The sequence below is a fragment of the Acinetobacter sp. C13 genome (genome assembly GCF_016809775.1).
GTDB classification, from domain to species: Bacteria; Pseudomonadota; Gammaproteobacteria; order Pseudomonadales; family Moraxellaceae; genus Acinetobacter; species Acinetobacter pittii.
The window spans coordinates 1-12,985 of sequence record NZ_JAFBJL010000006.1 but is presented as its reverse complement, the minus strand read 5'-3'; the positions used below and the strand labels follow the sequence as shown (position 1 = coordinate 12,985).

At 39.1% G+C, this 12,985-nt stretch carries 12 protein-coding genes, 2 tRNA genes, 1 other RNA gene and 1 pseudogene; 11 read left to right on the top strand and 5 right to left on the bottom strand.

The features are described 5' to 3' along the window. The first annotated feature begins 13 nt into the window (after positions 1-13). From coaD to JGE69_RS15330, 6 genes and pseudogenes are all read left to right on the top strand, one after another. The gene (gene coaD / locus JGE69_RS15355) at positions 14-505 is read left to right on the top strand and encodes a pantetheine-phosphate adenylyltransferase (RefSeq protein WP_005070938.1); all 492 of its coding nucleotides are present in this window, start codon (positions 14-16) and stop codon (positions 503-505) included. A 1-nt stretch (position 506) separates the two neighbouring features. After that, a complete protein-coding gene (locus JGE69_RS15350) occupies positions 507-770 on the top strand; it encodes a YfhL family 4Fe-4S dicluster ferredoxin (RefSeq protein ID WP_199114077.1) in 264 nt (87 codons plus the stop codon). 27 nt (positions 771-797) lie between these two features. Further along, positions 798-1,153, top strand: an RNA gene (gene rnpB, locus JGE69_RS15345) — RNase P RNA component class A. A 63-nt stretch (positions 1,154-1,216) separates the two neighbouring features. After that, positions 1,217-1,293: transfer RNA gene (locus JGE69_RS15340), tRNA-Met, on the top strand. Between the two features lie 86 nt (positions 1,294-1,379). Continuing rightward, positions 1,380-1,882 (top strand): annotated as a pseudogene (cntB, locus tag JGE69_RS18090) (carnitine monooxygenase, reductase subunit CntB); the annotation flags it as partial. A gap of 156 nt (positions 1,883-2,038) precedes the next feature. Beyond that, a tRNA-Met gene (locus tag JGE69_RS15330) sits at positions 2,039-2,115 on the top strand. A gap of 43 nt (positions 2,116-2,158) precedes the next feature. On the opposite strand, the gene JGE69_RS15325 is transcribed toward JGE69_RS15330, so the two are convergent. From JGE69_RS15325 to JGE69_RS15305, 5 genes are all read right to left on the bottom strand, one after another. After that, complete coding sequence (locus tag JGE69_RS15325; protein WP_199114076.1) at positions 2,159-3,187, bottom strand: hypothetical protein; 1,029 nt, start codon at positions 3,185-3,187, stop codon at positions 2,159-2,161. Next, positions 3,180-4,805: an NAD+ synthase gene (locus JGE69_RS15320; RefSeq protein WP_005803179.1), complete on the bottom strand. Its 1,626-nt coding sequence runs from the start codon at positions 4,803-4,805 to the stop codon at positions 3,180-3,182. The genes JGE69_RS15325 and JGE69_RS15320 overlap by 8 nt, the downstream gene beginning before the upstream one ends. Positions 4,806-5,190: 385 nt before the next feature. Continuing rightward, entirely contained in the window at positions 5,191-5,751 is a 561-nt protein-coding gene (locus JGE69_RS15315) for a hypothetical protein (RefSeq protein ID WP_199114074.1), read from the bottom strand. Positions 5,752-5,908: 157 nt separating this feature from the next. Then, complete coding sequence (gene hemJ / locus JGE69_RS15310) at positions 5,909-6,361, bottom strand: protoporphyrinogen oxidase HemJ (protein ID WP_002120291.1); 453 nt, start codon at positions 6,359-6,361, stop codon at positions 5,909-5,911. Positions 6,362-6,379: 18 nt separating this feature from the next. After that, positions 6,380-7,609, bottom strand: a complete 1,230-nt coding sequence (locus JGE69_RS15305) for a beta-ketoacyl synthase N-terminal-like domain-containing protein (RefSeq protein WP_002120440.1) — start codon at positions 7,607-7,609, stop codon at positions 6,380-6,382. Between the two features lie 300 nt (positions 7,610-7,909). Here JGE69_RS15305 and JGE69_RS15300 point away from each other — a divergent pair, with 300 nt between their 5' ends. From JGE69_RS15300 to JGE69_RS15280, 5 genes are all read left to right on the top strand, one after another. Next, positions 7,910-9,229, top strand: a complete 1,320-nt coding sequence (locus tag JGE69_RS15300) for an EcsC family protein (RefSeq protein ID WP_199114072.1) — start codon at positions 7,910-7,912, stop codon at positions 9,227-9,229. A gap of 200 nt (positions 9,230-9,429) precedes the next feature. Continuing rightward, positions 9,430-9,804: a 30S ribosomal protein S12 gene (gene rpsL, locus JGE69_RS15295; RefSeq protein ID WP_002050319.1), complete on the top strand. Its 375-nt coding sequence runs from the start codon at positions 9,430-9,432 to the stop codon at positions 9,802-9,804. A gap of 160 nt (positions 9,805-9,964) precedes the next feature. Then, on the top strand, positions 9,965-10,435 hold the full coding sequence (gene rpsG, locus JGE69_RS15290) for a 30S ribosomal protein S7 (RefSeq protein ID WP_001138055.1): 471 nt from the start codon (positions 9,965-9,967) through the stop codon (positions 10,433-10,435). Between the two features lie 177 nt (positions 10,436-10,612). Beyond that, positions 10,613-12,751 (top strand): elongation factor G, encoded by a 2,139-nt coding sequence (gene fusA, locus JGE69_RS15285; RefSeq protein WP_002120436.1) that lies wholly within the window; start codon positions 10,613-10,615, stop codon positions 12,749-12,751. 95 nt (positions 12,752-12,846) lie between these two features. Continuing rightward, positions 12,847-12,985, top strand: a 139-nt coding sequence (locus JGE69_RS15280) for a GTP-binding protein (protein ID WP_227545342.1), incomplete at its 3' end; no start/stop codon positions are given.

Genomic DNA, 12,985 nt, shown 5'->3' with positions numbered 1-12,985 from the left:
AGAGTACTAGCGGATGTCTAAAACGCGTGTAATTTATCCTGGAACATTTGACCCCATCACGAATGGACACGTTGATTTAGTTACTAGAGCATCAAGAATGTTTGATGAGGTTGTAGTAGCAATTGCAATTGGACATCATAAAAACCCTTTGTTCAGTCTAGAAGAGAGAGTTGAACTGGCCCAAACATCACTCAGCCATTTATCAAATGTTGAATTTGTAGGCTTTGATGGTCTACTGGTTAATTTTTTCAAAGAGCAAAAGGCAACAGCAGTACTTCGTGGTTTAAGAGCAGTTTCTGATTTTGAATATGAATTTCAACTTGCCAATATGAACCGTCAACTTGACCCACATTTTGAAGCAGTATTTTTAACACCATCTGAGCAGTATTCATTTATTTCTTCGACATTAATTCGGGAAATTGCTCGTTTAAAAGGGGATGTAACCAAGTTTGTTCCGCAAGCTGTGGTTGAGGCCTTTGAACGTAAACATCAACAAGGTTGGTAAAGTGTCGTTATATATCACCGATGAATGCATAAACTGTGATGTTTGTGAACCAGTTTGCCCAAATGAAGCTATTTTCATGGGTGAAGTGATTTATGAAATTCATCCAGATTTATGCACTGAATGCGTTGGTCATCATGACCAGCCGCAATGTCAGTTATTTTGTCCAGTGGACTGTATTCCTAAAGATCTGCAGCATGTGGAAACGGAAGATGAGCTATTCGACAAATATAAAAAATTAATTGCTCAAAAAAGCACAAGCAATTAGTAAATAAATTTGTTAATATGCGCCCCTGAAGTGAGCTGGATGGTCGCTGCTGTGGAGGTCTTCGTGACTGAAGCAGGGGAGGAAAGTCCGGGCTTCATAGGGCAGGGTGCCAGGTAACGCCTGGGCGGTGAAAGCCGACGGAAAGTGCAGCAGAGAGTAGACCGCCTCATTCGTGAGGTAAGGGTGAAAGGGTGTGGTAAGAGCGCACCGCGTGTCTGGTAACAGTTCACGGCATGGTAAACCCCACCAGAAGCAAGACCAAATAGGAATCCTGAGGTACGGCCCGTACTGGATTCGGGTAGGTCGCTTGAGCGTATGAGTGATTGTACGCCTAGAGGAATGACCATCCTCGACAGAACCCGGCTTATAGGCTCACTTCACCTAATTTATTAAAAAAAATTCTTGACGTGCATTAAAGAAACTAAGATAATGCGCGCACAGTTTTCGGCTATGTAGCTCAGTTGGTTAGAGCACCGCACTCATAATGCGGGGGTCACAAGTTCAAGTCTCGTCATAGCCACCATTTTATAGACCACGCTCCTGCGTGGTCTTTTTTTATGTTCATTTTTTGATTAAACGCAGTTTGTAAAGACGGGCTTTATAGTTATAGCTTTGTTAGATGAGTTAAAGCAAAAACATGCAGAACATGTGTTTAGCTATGTTGACTCAGAAGGTTGCTCATTAAAGCTGGATGAATTGATTTCATCACAACCTAAAGGCACACATGTCTATGTATGTGGTCCCAAACCCATGATTGATGCTGTGATGATTGTTGTAATAAGCACCGTTACCGCGATGAGTACATTCACTGGGAACAATTTGCTTCAACAGTTCCTGAAGATGGTGAAGCATTTACAGTGGTACTTGCCAAATCTAATCAAAAAATTGAAGTACAAAGTAATCAGACAATTTTACAAGCTATTGAAACATTAAATATTGATGTGGAATGCTTATGTCGCGAAGGCGTATGCGGTACATGTGAAACTGCTATTTTAGAAGGTGAAGCAGAGCATTTCGATCAATACTTAAGTGATGCAGAAAAGGCTTCACAGAAGAACATGATGATTTGTGTGTCGAGAGCTAAAGGTAAAAAACTAGTATTAGATCTTTAATATATTTCTGTGGACGATCAATTGTTTAAAGCAAAAAATGCTAAAAAAAGAACAAATAATGATGATCTGAATCTTATTTGTTCAATTGATGGGCATTAAGGGTTTTTACCTATTGACCTGCTATACAGAACTATAGATAATGCGCACACAGTTTACGGCTATGTAGCTCAGTTGGTTAGAGCACCGCACTCATAATGCGGGGGTCACAAGTTCAAGTCTCGTCATAGCCACCATTTTAAAAACCACGCTCCTGCGTGGTTTCTTTTTATCTATTTTTTACTCATTAAAATGTTTTTCAATCATATCGAGTGTTTTTGAGCTTTGATAAAAAGGAGCTAAAAGCGCTTGAAGTAATGGTTCTAAAATACCGTGTTCATTAAAGGCATCCATAACCTTCGGATAAAAACGTAAAGCTTCGGTTTGTAAGTCGCTTTCGGTTAACCCAATCTCACTTAATACTTCAAATAAACTCTGATCTTTATAAAAGTCATAAAAAACTTCGACACCATACAAAATCAGATCTTGCATAAATTGTGACTGGCGTAATTCTTTCCAGTATTCGTAAATTAAAACAAAAAACTCTTCAACATCGAGAGGAGTGAGCTGTTTCATAAATTCATACATTTTTTTATGTCTAATATCTTCCCAAACATGACGTACTAGACTTTCTAAATCTTCACTCGATAAAAGACTTAATTCTGTAAGTTGCTCATGAATAAAATTAGCAATCCAAGTTTCAAGTTTATGCTCGAGGCGTTGTTGTTGTAAAAAAGAGAATTTTTTGAGCTTATGTTGCCATTCAAAATGGTAGTCATCTATTCTAGATGCAGTTAGAAGTTTTGGTAATTTTTGTTCTAGAGTTGAGGTTGCAATATATTGGCAAAGCTGTTGTACAGAAGGGCTAGTTCTTAAAAACTGATTGAGATAATGAGGAATATGCTCCATTTCTAAAAATTTAGAAAGCCACATTTCAAATTGGTGGTCAGAGACCAAGTCTTGTAACTGAATTGGAGACTTCATAGCAGATAAATAAATACGCTGCGCGATTTCCCCAATAAACTCAAGTAAACCGGCACCTAGCTGCATTTCAAAAGCATAGCGTTTCACAACGGCTTGTAGTTGTTCTAAATCAACAACCTCATGTAGCTTGATTTCGTCAGCATGTTGCATAAATAACTGAATGAACTGCTGGAAATAAATAGGTGAGTTTTCTATAGATAATTGTTTTTTGAAAAATTCCACCTGCTCAAGCAAAAGTGCTTGAGCAAGTGCTGTAGTTTTTGATGAGTTTTTCTGCTCAGTCATTCGCTGTCCAACCGTTGACAATCGGATAACGTCGTTCGCGACTAAATGCACGAGAGGTAATTCTCGGGCCAATCGCACCTTGACGACGTTTGTATTCATTACGATCAACTAAACGGATGACTTTTTCAACAACTTCTTTATCAAAACCTTTGGCAATAATATCGGCCTGACCTAAATCTTCTTCAATGTATGCGTAAAGGATGGCATCCAATACATCATATGCTGGTAAAGAGTCTTGGTCTTTTTGATCTGGGCGAAGTTCTGCAGAAGGTGGGCGGGTAATCACACGCTCAGGAATCACAGGGGTTTCGCTTAAGCTATTACGGTATTTTGCTAATTCAAACACGATTGTTTTATAAACATCTTTTAGAACCGCAAAGCCACCAACCATATCACCATAAAGAGTACAGTAGCCAACTGAAAGTTCAGATTTATTCCCTGTAGCAAGGACTAAATTACCAAACTTGTTTGATAAGCCCATAAGCAATGTGCCACGAGCACGCGCTTGTAAATTTTCTTCAGTTGCATCAGCTGGTGAATTACCAAAGAAAGGATACAGGGTTTGCATGAAGCTATTTACGATTGAGTGAATTTCAGCAATACCGAAAGTCACACCCATACGGCGAGCTTGTTCAGCTGCATCTTCTACACTAATTTGAGAAGTATAAGTATAAGGCATCATTACAGCTTGCACTTTTTCTGCACCGATTGCATCAACAGCAATCGCAAGTGTAAGGGCAGAGTCGATACCACCAGAAAGACCCAGAATCACACCTGGGAAGCCTGAGCGCTCTACATAGTCACGAGTTGCCATGACTAAACCTTGATAGATCTCTGCAAATGTTTCTAATGCAGGAGCAGATTCAGTGACTTTATATAACTTTGTATCACGGTCAAATTCAGCAATATAAATGTCTTCTTTAAAGCTTGGAGCTTGTAAAGCAATTTCACCATTTTGATTGCTGACAAAACTTGTGCCATCAAAAATTAAATCGTCTTGTCCGCCCACTTGGTTAACGTAAACAATATTTAGATGAAGTTGTTTTGCAAGTTCACTTAAGGTCTGTATACGGTGTTGTGGTTTGCCGACTTCATATGGTGATGAGTTGAGTACAAGAACTGTATCAACATTTAATTGGCTCAACTGTTTAACCGTATTAATTGACCAGATATCTTCACAGATTAATACACCAAACTTATGTCCAAGATATTCAAACACCAAATGCTGATGCCCTTTTTGGAAATAACGTTTTTCATCAAAGACGCCATAGTTTGGTAAATTATGTTTGTTAAAAACACCCAAAACCTGACCGTCTTTCATGACAGCAGCAGAATTATAACGTTGACCATCTTCTGTCTGGTTTACAAATCCGAAAACCATAACAATATCTTTAACTTCGGCAAGTTGTGCAAAAGCCTTTTGCATACGTTTATTTAAGTTTGGACGTAACAATAGATCTTCAGCTGGATAACCAATAACAGAAAGCTCGGGAAAAATAATCAGGTCAGCGTCTTGTTTTTTCGCCTGATTTACTTGCTCAATCATCTTTTGGGTGTTTGAGTCAATATTGCCAATATGCGGAGAGAACTGAGCAAGGGCAACTTTAAAACTTTTCATTCAAACCTAATCCTAGATCATAACGAATATAGATACACACAGTGTTGATTTTTATGGATATAATTTTTCAACGATGTGTATGATACGATAGTAAACAATTAAAATAGTAAACAAAAATGTCAAGATTAATAATATATACCAATCCCATATTTTCTGCGTAAAAATAACGAGATTTTCTGTATAGAATAGAAACAGGCTTCATTATTTTTATTGTTTGTATACTGCCTTATCACAAGCTAATTTGGAATAAGTCTGTTCTATTTTTTTCAATAATTTGAATTGAATAAGCCCACTTTTATAGTTTATATAAGTATTTCTGATTTATAAGAATTCTCATTTACATTACGCAAAAAATGTTACGTTCACAGCGATATTGATTATTTAGTTACAAATGAAGTTGAGGTGAACAGATAATATTCGGGATTTTTCCAGAGCAAATGTCGCGCGCAATTTCGCCTTGCTGTTCAATATTATACGTAATAAATGCCTTGTCAGGGTGATAGGTATATTTGTAAGGATTGTAACTTTTAAAGCTGAGGTAATAGGCTGATTGTAATAAAGCACCTTTAAGTAGGACATGAATGCCTTTTTGATATTGCATGACGTGTGTGAGTTCGTGGATAAAAATACCCTGCATAAACTTAGACTCTAGAGCGTAATTTTCACTGTAATCAGCAGGATTAACATAAATATTCCCATTTGGGGCCATGAAAATACCGCAACTCTGCCAAGGGAGGTAGCGCGTAGCAATAATTTTAGGCCGTTCACAATCAAGCATGTCGCCGAAAACCATTTGTGCCAATAATTTTTCTTGAGCAGTCAGATGTCTAATCGGATAGTTTTTTAAGTGACGGAAAATAAAAAGTGTAAGAAGAATAAATGGTGTATGGATTAAGCGTTTAAGGGCATTAAAAGTTAGCATAGCTTTGCCATTAAATGAGTTCATCTATTTGTTTAGCATAGTATAGATCATGTGTTGCTAAATAAAGAGCTATGACTATTCATTAGTTTTATAGTTCTGTTTTTATAAATATTTAAATGAATTTCATGTTTTTATTATTGTGAATATAAGACTTCTTAGAGAAGAAAAGCAAAAGCCCCAGTTAGAACTGAGGCTTTACAACAACTAAAATCACAACAGCAAATAAAATTAAGGTTGGCATTTCATTAAAGAATCGCCAGAACTTATGTGATTTATAGTGAGCATTTCCGATGAGCTTTTTACGATAATAGCCACATACCAAATGATAAATCACTAATAAAGCCACTAATCCAACTTTGAGGTAAAACCATGTGGCTTGATGGTAATGTCGAGTTGCGTCACCCCACTCTACAAGGAAATGGGCGGTAATTAATGTAGCAATCATTGAAGGCCACATAATTCCACGATACAACTTGCGTTCCATTACCTCAAAGCGTTGATGACTTGCAGCATCTTCACTCATAGCATGATAAACATATAGACGTGGTAAGTAGAACAAAGCAGCGAACCAGCAAACCACGGCAATAATATGTAATGCTTTTACCCACAAAAAAGCATCAGAAGGTGCATCCATCGATAATCCTAGGTGGGATTATGCATCCCACTTCTTGAAAATAAGGCAAGCGTTAACACCGCCAAAGCCAAAACTGTTACTCATTACAGTATTCAATTTTGCATCACGTTTTTCAAGTACGATATCAAAAGGTTTTGCGCCTTCATCAAGTTCAGTCACGTTGATGTTTGGTGCAATAAAGTCATTTTGCATCATTAGCACTGAGTAAATAGCTTCTTGTACACCAGCTGCACCCAAGCTATGACCTGTCATAGATTTGGTTGAGCTAAGAGGAGGTACGTTACCTTCACCAAATGCACGTTCCATTGCTTTAAGTTCTGTAATGTCACCGGCTGGAGTAGAAGTACCATGTGTATTTACATAGTCAATTTTCTCTACGCCGTGTTGCTTAGCTTCTTCAAGTGCCATTAATACACAACGTGTAGCACCTTCACCACTTGGAGCAACCATGTCCGCGCCATCACTGTTCGCAGCATAACCTACTACTTCAGCTAAAATGTTCGCACCACGTGCTTGCGCATGCTCAAGTGATTCAAGTACTACGAAACCGCCACCGCCAGCAATAACGAAGCCGTCACGGTCTGCTGAATATGGGCGAGATGCTGTTTCTGGAGAGTCGTTATATTTCGAGCAAAGTGCGCCCATTGCATCAAACAATAAACTTTGAGACCAATGATCTTCTTCACCGCCACCAGCAAGCATAAGGTCTTGCTTGCCAAGTTGAATTAAGTTGTATGCATAACCAATTGCATCTGCAGAAGTTGCGCAAGCACTTGTAATAGTATGTGAAATACCTTGTAGTTTAAATGCAACACCTACGTTAGCAGTAATGGTGTTTGACATATTACGTGGCACGAAGAATGGACCCACTTTACGTGCACCTTTAGTCTCTAATAATTCTGTCATTTCAACAACAGAAGCAGTTGAGCCACCACCTGAACCACCTGCAATACCATAACGTGGATTACCAGCAAGTTGTTCAGGAGTAAGTCCTGCATGTTCAACTGCAGCTACAGCAGCGTTGTATGCATACATCGCACATACGCCCATGAAGCGTTTTAATTTACGGTCGATATTATCAAAGTCTTGTTCTGCAGCAGCGCTGACATGACTTTTAAAATTGAGTTCAGCATAAGTTGGGTTAAAACGTGTCCCGGAGATTCCATTTTGAAGTGAATGAGTAACTGCTTCTAAAGAGTTACCGATACATGAGTTAATACCCATACCAGTGATTACAACACGTTTCATCTACAGGTCCCTTTATGGTGATATTTAAGAGTCTATCGTGTTCAACAGCTATGAAAATGAATAGGAGAATATAGCTGTAAGAAAACGGGACTCATGTTTTTCGTTGTTAACATGATAGCAGAAAGGATTTTTATTTCTTATGGCAAATCTTTATGACAATTTTACATTTAAAAAAAATAACCAAATACATAGTATGTTGCATTTAGGGTTAACTAAAATACACACATTCAAGTTGAGATAAATCCACATTCCACCTAGTATTTATCTCTAATTAGATAAATTAAAAAATCGAGGTACTTGATGACAAAATTTAATAATAATCAATCTGACAATTTGTTTTCTCAGGTCTTCGGAGTGGCTAAAAAGCTCAGTTCTACAGGATTGAGTATCTTGCAACAGAACCAATCAGGTGACGTCAGTAAGGTAATTGAACCAATCCCAACTGGAAAAACTGTTGAAGGTAGATCGAGAACAAAAAGCCCATTTGAAGTTGAGCAATATGAAAGTCCTCAACAAATGCTAAGAGAACATTTACCAAAAGTCACACGTCAGGTATTTGGTCGACATTTTAAAAAAGTAAATGGTGTTGCTACATTTCTTTCGCCTGATTGGGATGAAAAAATCTCAGGCCATTTATTTAATTGGTTAAATGACTTTAGTTCAAAAAGTACCTTAACTGAAAAAATCCTAGAAGAAGCGGGTGCTAAAGATTTATTTGAATTAACTAAAGATACAGGTCGTTCTCAACGTCTAAGTCAGGCGCTTATAGAACAAAACAAGCTCATTGCGACTGTACAAGGTGCAATTACAGGTGTATCAGGCGTTGTTGGTGCAGCTGTAGATATTCCAGTATCATTGGTTTTGGTCTTAAGAACTATTTACCAGACAGGAAGGTCACATGGCTTTGATCTGCTGGAGGTAGCAGACCAAGATGTTGTTGAGTTTATTTTTAAAGAAGTTGACATTAGCCTGATTGCAGAGAAACAAACTCTCTTGTTGGCTTTAAAAACATTGCGAAATATGTTGGAAACTCAAGATATTCATCAATTTCAGCAAGTATTAGGTTCAACCACAGATATAGATACTTTAAAGAGCTGGCTAACAGATGAAGAAGGGGAGTTTAAATGGGAATGGTTAAATCGTATTCCTAAACTTTCAGCTTTTGGTAAGTTTACTCCAGTTGCAGGGGCTGTTTTAAGTGCAGTATATAGCTGGAAATTACAAGAAGATGTAGGACATAAAGCTCAGGCAATTTTTGGAGCTGCAAGACATTATTTAAACGAACATCCAAGTGAGCATTTATCTCCACTACAGGCTTATTATGCTGCGGTTACACTCATTCAAAAAGCAAGCCCAAGACTTTTAAATGTAGGTGAAGATGGCAACATTCATGCTGCTCATCATCATAAAGTAGAAAACCACGAGGTAATCTCGAAAGTATCTATTGTGTTAAAACCTACAGAAAGCGAAAAAAGTGAAGAGAAAGTTCAGGAAAATGTTCATAAGGGCTTAGAAAAACTTGCTGATAAACATGTGACAGAACATGAGCATACTGAGCAAAAGCCTGCTCTAACACCAGAGGGTGATGACGAGATATTGGAAGATAAAAAATACTCTTAACAATACGCTTACAAAGTGAAGGTTTAAAAAGTAAAAATAGCCTCTATTTAAATTTGTAAATCGTGCTGTCAAACATTGATATGGTCAACATTTGGTAAGTATTGCCATGTTGACCATTTTTGCATCTTGGCTTACAATTATGTGCCCTTAAAAAGAGGTATTTTCTTTTTAAGGTTTTTTAATAACGGGAGAATTGCCATATGGCAACAACGAATCAGTTGATCCGTAAGGGTCGTACGACTTTGGTTGAAAAATCCAAAGTTCCTGCGTTGAAGGCTTGTCCACAACGTCGTGGTGTTTGTACACGTGTTTATACAACTACACCTAAAAAACCTAACTCAGCTATGCGTAAGGTTTGCCGTGTTCGCTTAACTTCAGGTTTTGAAGTATCTAGCTACATCGGTGGTGAAGGCCATAACTTACAAGAGCACAGTGTTGTTCTTATCCGTGGTGGTCGTGTTAAAGACTTACCGGGTGTACGTTACCATACCGTTCGTGGTTCATTAGACTGTGCTGGTGTTAAAGATCGTAATCAATCACGTTCTAAATACGGTACTAAGCGTCCTAAGAAGTAATTCTAGGAAACTAGTCGAATAAGCCCTTTAGCGTTTCGCTTGTTTGAATTCTTCATAGATTTGTAATTCAAGCGACGTATAGTAAGGCCAGCGTCGTGTACATGACACTTGTACAAACTGCTGGATCATCCTGAAGTGTCATATTATTAGGTGTATTAAAATGCCAAGACGTCGCGTAGTCGCTGCTCGTGAGATCCTTCCAGATCCAAAATTTAGCAGCCAAACAATCGCTAAATTCATGAACCACGTAATGCAAGATGGTAAAAAATCTATTGCAGAAAGTATCGTTTACGGTGCTTTAGAACGCGTTCAAGAAAAAAACAAAGTAGACCCAGTTGAATTTTTCGAGACTACTCTTGAAAAAGTTCGTCCTATGGTTGAAGTAAAAGCACGCCGTGTTGGTGGTGCTACTTATCAAGTACCTATGGAAGTGCGCCCATCCCGTCGTACTGCCTTAGCTATGCGTTGGTTAGTAGATGCTGCTGCTAAGCGTTCTGAAAAAACGATGGCTTTACGTCTTGCTGGTGAGTTGCTTGATGCAGCTGAAGGTAAAGGTGCAGCAATCAAAAAACGTGAAGATGTGCACCGTATGGCTGAAGCTAACAAAGCCTTCTCTCACTACCGTTTCTAAGCGGATAAAACAGGCCTTATTCAGGAGAATATTCATGCGTACAGCAGCTCGATTCAACATTGCTCTCTATCAAAGTGGGGGCTTTGCAGGTATTTAAGTTGCCTGTTTGGATATTCGCGCGCATCAATTTAATTGATGCGTCCTGTTTTAAATATAACATTTAGGAATGTAGACATCATGGCTCGCCAAACCCCAATTACTCGTTACCGTAACATCGGTATTTCTGCGCACATTGACGCAGGTAAAACAACTACAACTGAACGTATTTTGTTCTACACAGGTGTATCTCACAAAATTGGTGAAGTACACGACGGTGCAGCAACAATGGACTGGATGGAACAAGAGCAAGAGCGTGGTATTACAATTACCTCTGCTGCTACGACTTGTTTCTGGTCTGGTATGGGTAACCAATTCGAACAACACCGTATCAACGTAATTGACACCCCGGGACACGTAGACTTCACAATCGAAGTTGAACGTTCTATGCGTGTTCTTGACGGTGCGTGCATGGTTTACTGTGCTGTAGGTGGTGTACAACCTCAGTCTGAAACTGTATGGCGTCAAGCGAACAAATATAAAGTGCCTCGTTTAGCATTCGTGAACAAGATGGACCGTACTGGTGCAAACTTCTTCCGTGCTGTTGAGCAAGTTAAAACTCGTTTAGGTGGTAATCCTGTTCCTATCGTTGTGCCAATTGGTGCTGAAGATACATTCCAGGGTGTTGTTGACCTTATTGAAATGAAAGCGATTATCTGGGATGAAGCATCTCAAGGTATGAAGTTTGAATATGCTGATATCCCAGCTGACCTAGTTGATACGTCTAACGAATGGCGTACAAAAATGGTTGAAGCTGCGGCTGAAGCTTCTGAAGAATTAATGGACAAGTACCTAGAAGAAGGTGATCTTTCTAAAGAAGACATCATCGCTGGTTTACGTGCTCGTACATTAGCTTCTGAAATTCAAGTAATGCTTTGTGGTTCTGCGTTCAAGAACAAAGGTGTTCAACGTATGTTGGATGCTGTAATTGAATTCTTGCCATCACCTACAGAAGTTAAAGCGATCGAAGGTATCCTTGACGACAAAGACGAAACTAAAGCGTCTCGTGAAGCATCTGACGAAGCTCCGTTCTCTGCGCTTGCGTTCAAAATCATGAACGACAAATTCGTAGGTAACTTAACATTCGTACGTGTTTACTCTGGTGTTCTTAAACAAGGTGATCCGGTTTATAACCCAGTTAAAGCTAAGCGTGAACGTATCGGTCGTATCGTGCAAATGCATGCGAACGAACGTCAAGATCTTGATGAAATCCGTGCAGGTGATATCGCAGCGTGTGTAGGTCTTAAAGACGTTACAACTGGTGATACATTATGTGATGAGAAAAACATCATTACTCTTGAGCGTATGGAATTCCCAGAGCCAGTAATTTCATTGGCTGTTGAACCAAAAACTAAAGCAGACCAAGAAAAAATGTCTATCGCTTTAGGTCGTTTGGCTAAAGAAGATCCATCGTTCCGTGTTCGTACAGACGAAGAATCTGGTCAGACAATTATTGCTGGTATGGGTGAACTTCACCTTGACATCATTGTTGACCGTATGAAGCGTGAATTCGGTGTTGAAGCTAACATTGGTAAACCAATGGTTGCTTACCGTGAAACGATCAAAAAGTCTGTTGAACAAGAAGGTAAGTTCGTACGTCAAACTGGTGGTAAAGGTAAGTTTGGTCACGTATATGTACGTCTTGAACCGCTTGATGTTGAAGAAGCTGGTAAAGAATACCAATTCGTTGAAGAAGTTGTTGGTGGTGTAGTACCTAAAGAATTCTTTGGCGCGGTTGACAAAGGTATTCAAGAACGTATGAAGAATGGTGTATTGGCTGGTTACCCTGTTGTTGGTATTAAAGCGACATTATTCGACGGTTCTTACCATGACGTCGACTCTGACGAATTATCGTTCAAAATGGCAGGTTCTTATGCCTTCCGTGATGGTTTCATGAAAGCGGATCCTATCCTTCTTGAACCTATCATGAAAGTTGAAGTAGAAACTCCAGAAGACTACATGGGCGATATCATGGGTGACTTAAACCGTCGTCGTGGTATGGTTCAAGGTATGGACGATCTTCCTGGTGGAACAAAAGCAATTCGTGCAGAAGTTCCTCTTGCTGAGATGTTTGGTTACGCGACTCAAATGCGTTCTATGTCTCAAGGTCGTGCGACTTACTCTATGGAATTTGCTAAATATGCTGAAACTCCACGTAACGTGGCTGAAGGCATCATCGCTAAATTCCAAGCTGGCGGTAAAAAAGGTGACGACGAGTAATCTTTCGATTACTATAAGCCCAAACTAATTTCTTAGTTAAAAACCAAGTGCTCATGGGGTGACCCTCCATGAGTAGTTTATAAAGGAAGATCATCATGGCTAAAGCCAAGTTTGAACGTAATAAGCCACACGTAAACGTGGGCACAATCGGTCACGTTGACCATGGTAAAACAACTTTAACTGCTGCGATTGCAACAATTTGTGCAAAAACTTACGGCGGTGAAGCGAAAGATT

Coding starts and splice junctions, on each gene's coding strand:
- coaD (WP_005070938.1), top strand. CDS start 14: ATGTCTAAAACGCGTGTAATTTATCCTGGAACATTTGACCCCATCACG.
- JGE69_RS15325 (WP_199114076.1), bottom strand. CDS start 3,187: ATGACTGAGCAGAAAAACTCATCAAAAACTACAGCACTTGCTCAAGCA.
- JGE69_RS15320 (WP_005803179.1), bottom strand. CDS start 4,805: ATGAAAAGTTTTAAAGTTGCCCTTGCTCAGTTCTCTCCGCATATTGGC.
- JGE69_RS15315 (WP_199114074.1), bottom strand. CDS start 5,751: ATGAACTCATTTAATGGCAAAGCTATGCTAACTTTTAATGCCCTTAAA.
- hemJ (WP_002120291.1), bottom strand. CDS start 6,361: ATGGATGCACCTTCTGATGCTTTTTTGTGGGTAAAAGCATTACATATT.
- JGE69_RS15305 (WP_002120440.1), bottom strand. CDS start 7,609: ATGAAACGTGTTGTAATCACTGGTATGGGTATTAACTCATGTATCGGT.
- JGE69_RS15300 (WP_199114072.1), top strand. CDS start 7,910: ATGACAAAATTTAATAATAATCAATCTGACAATTTGTTTTCTCAGGTC.
- rpsL (WP_002050319.1), top strand. CDS start 9,430: ATGGCAACAACGAATCAGTTGATCCGTAAGGGTCGTACGACTTTGGTT.
- rpsG (WP_001138055.1), top strand. CDS start 9,965: ATGCCAAGACGTCGCGTAGTCGCTGCTCGTGAGATCCTTCCAGATCCA.
- fusA (WP_002120436.1), top strand. CDS start 10,613: ATGGCTCGCCAAACCCCAATTACTCGTTACCGTAACATCGGTATTTCT.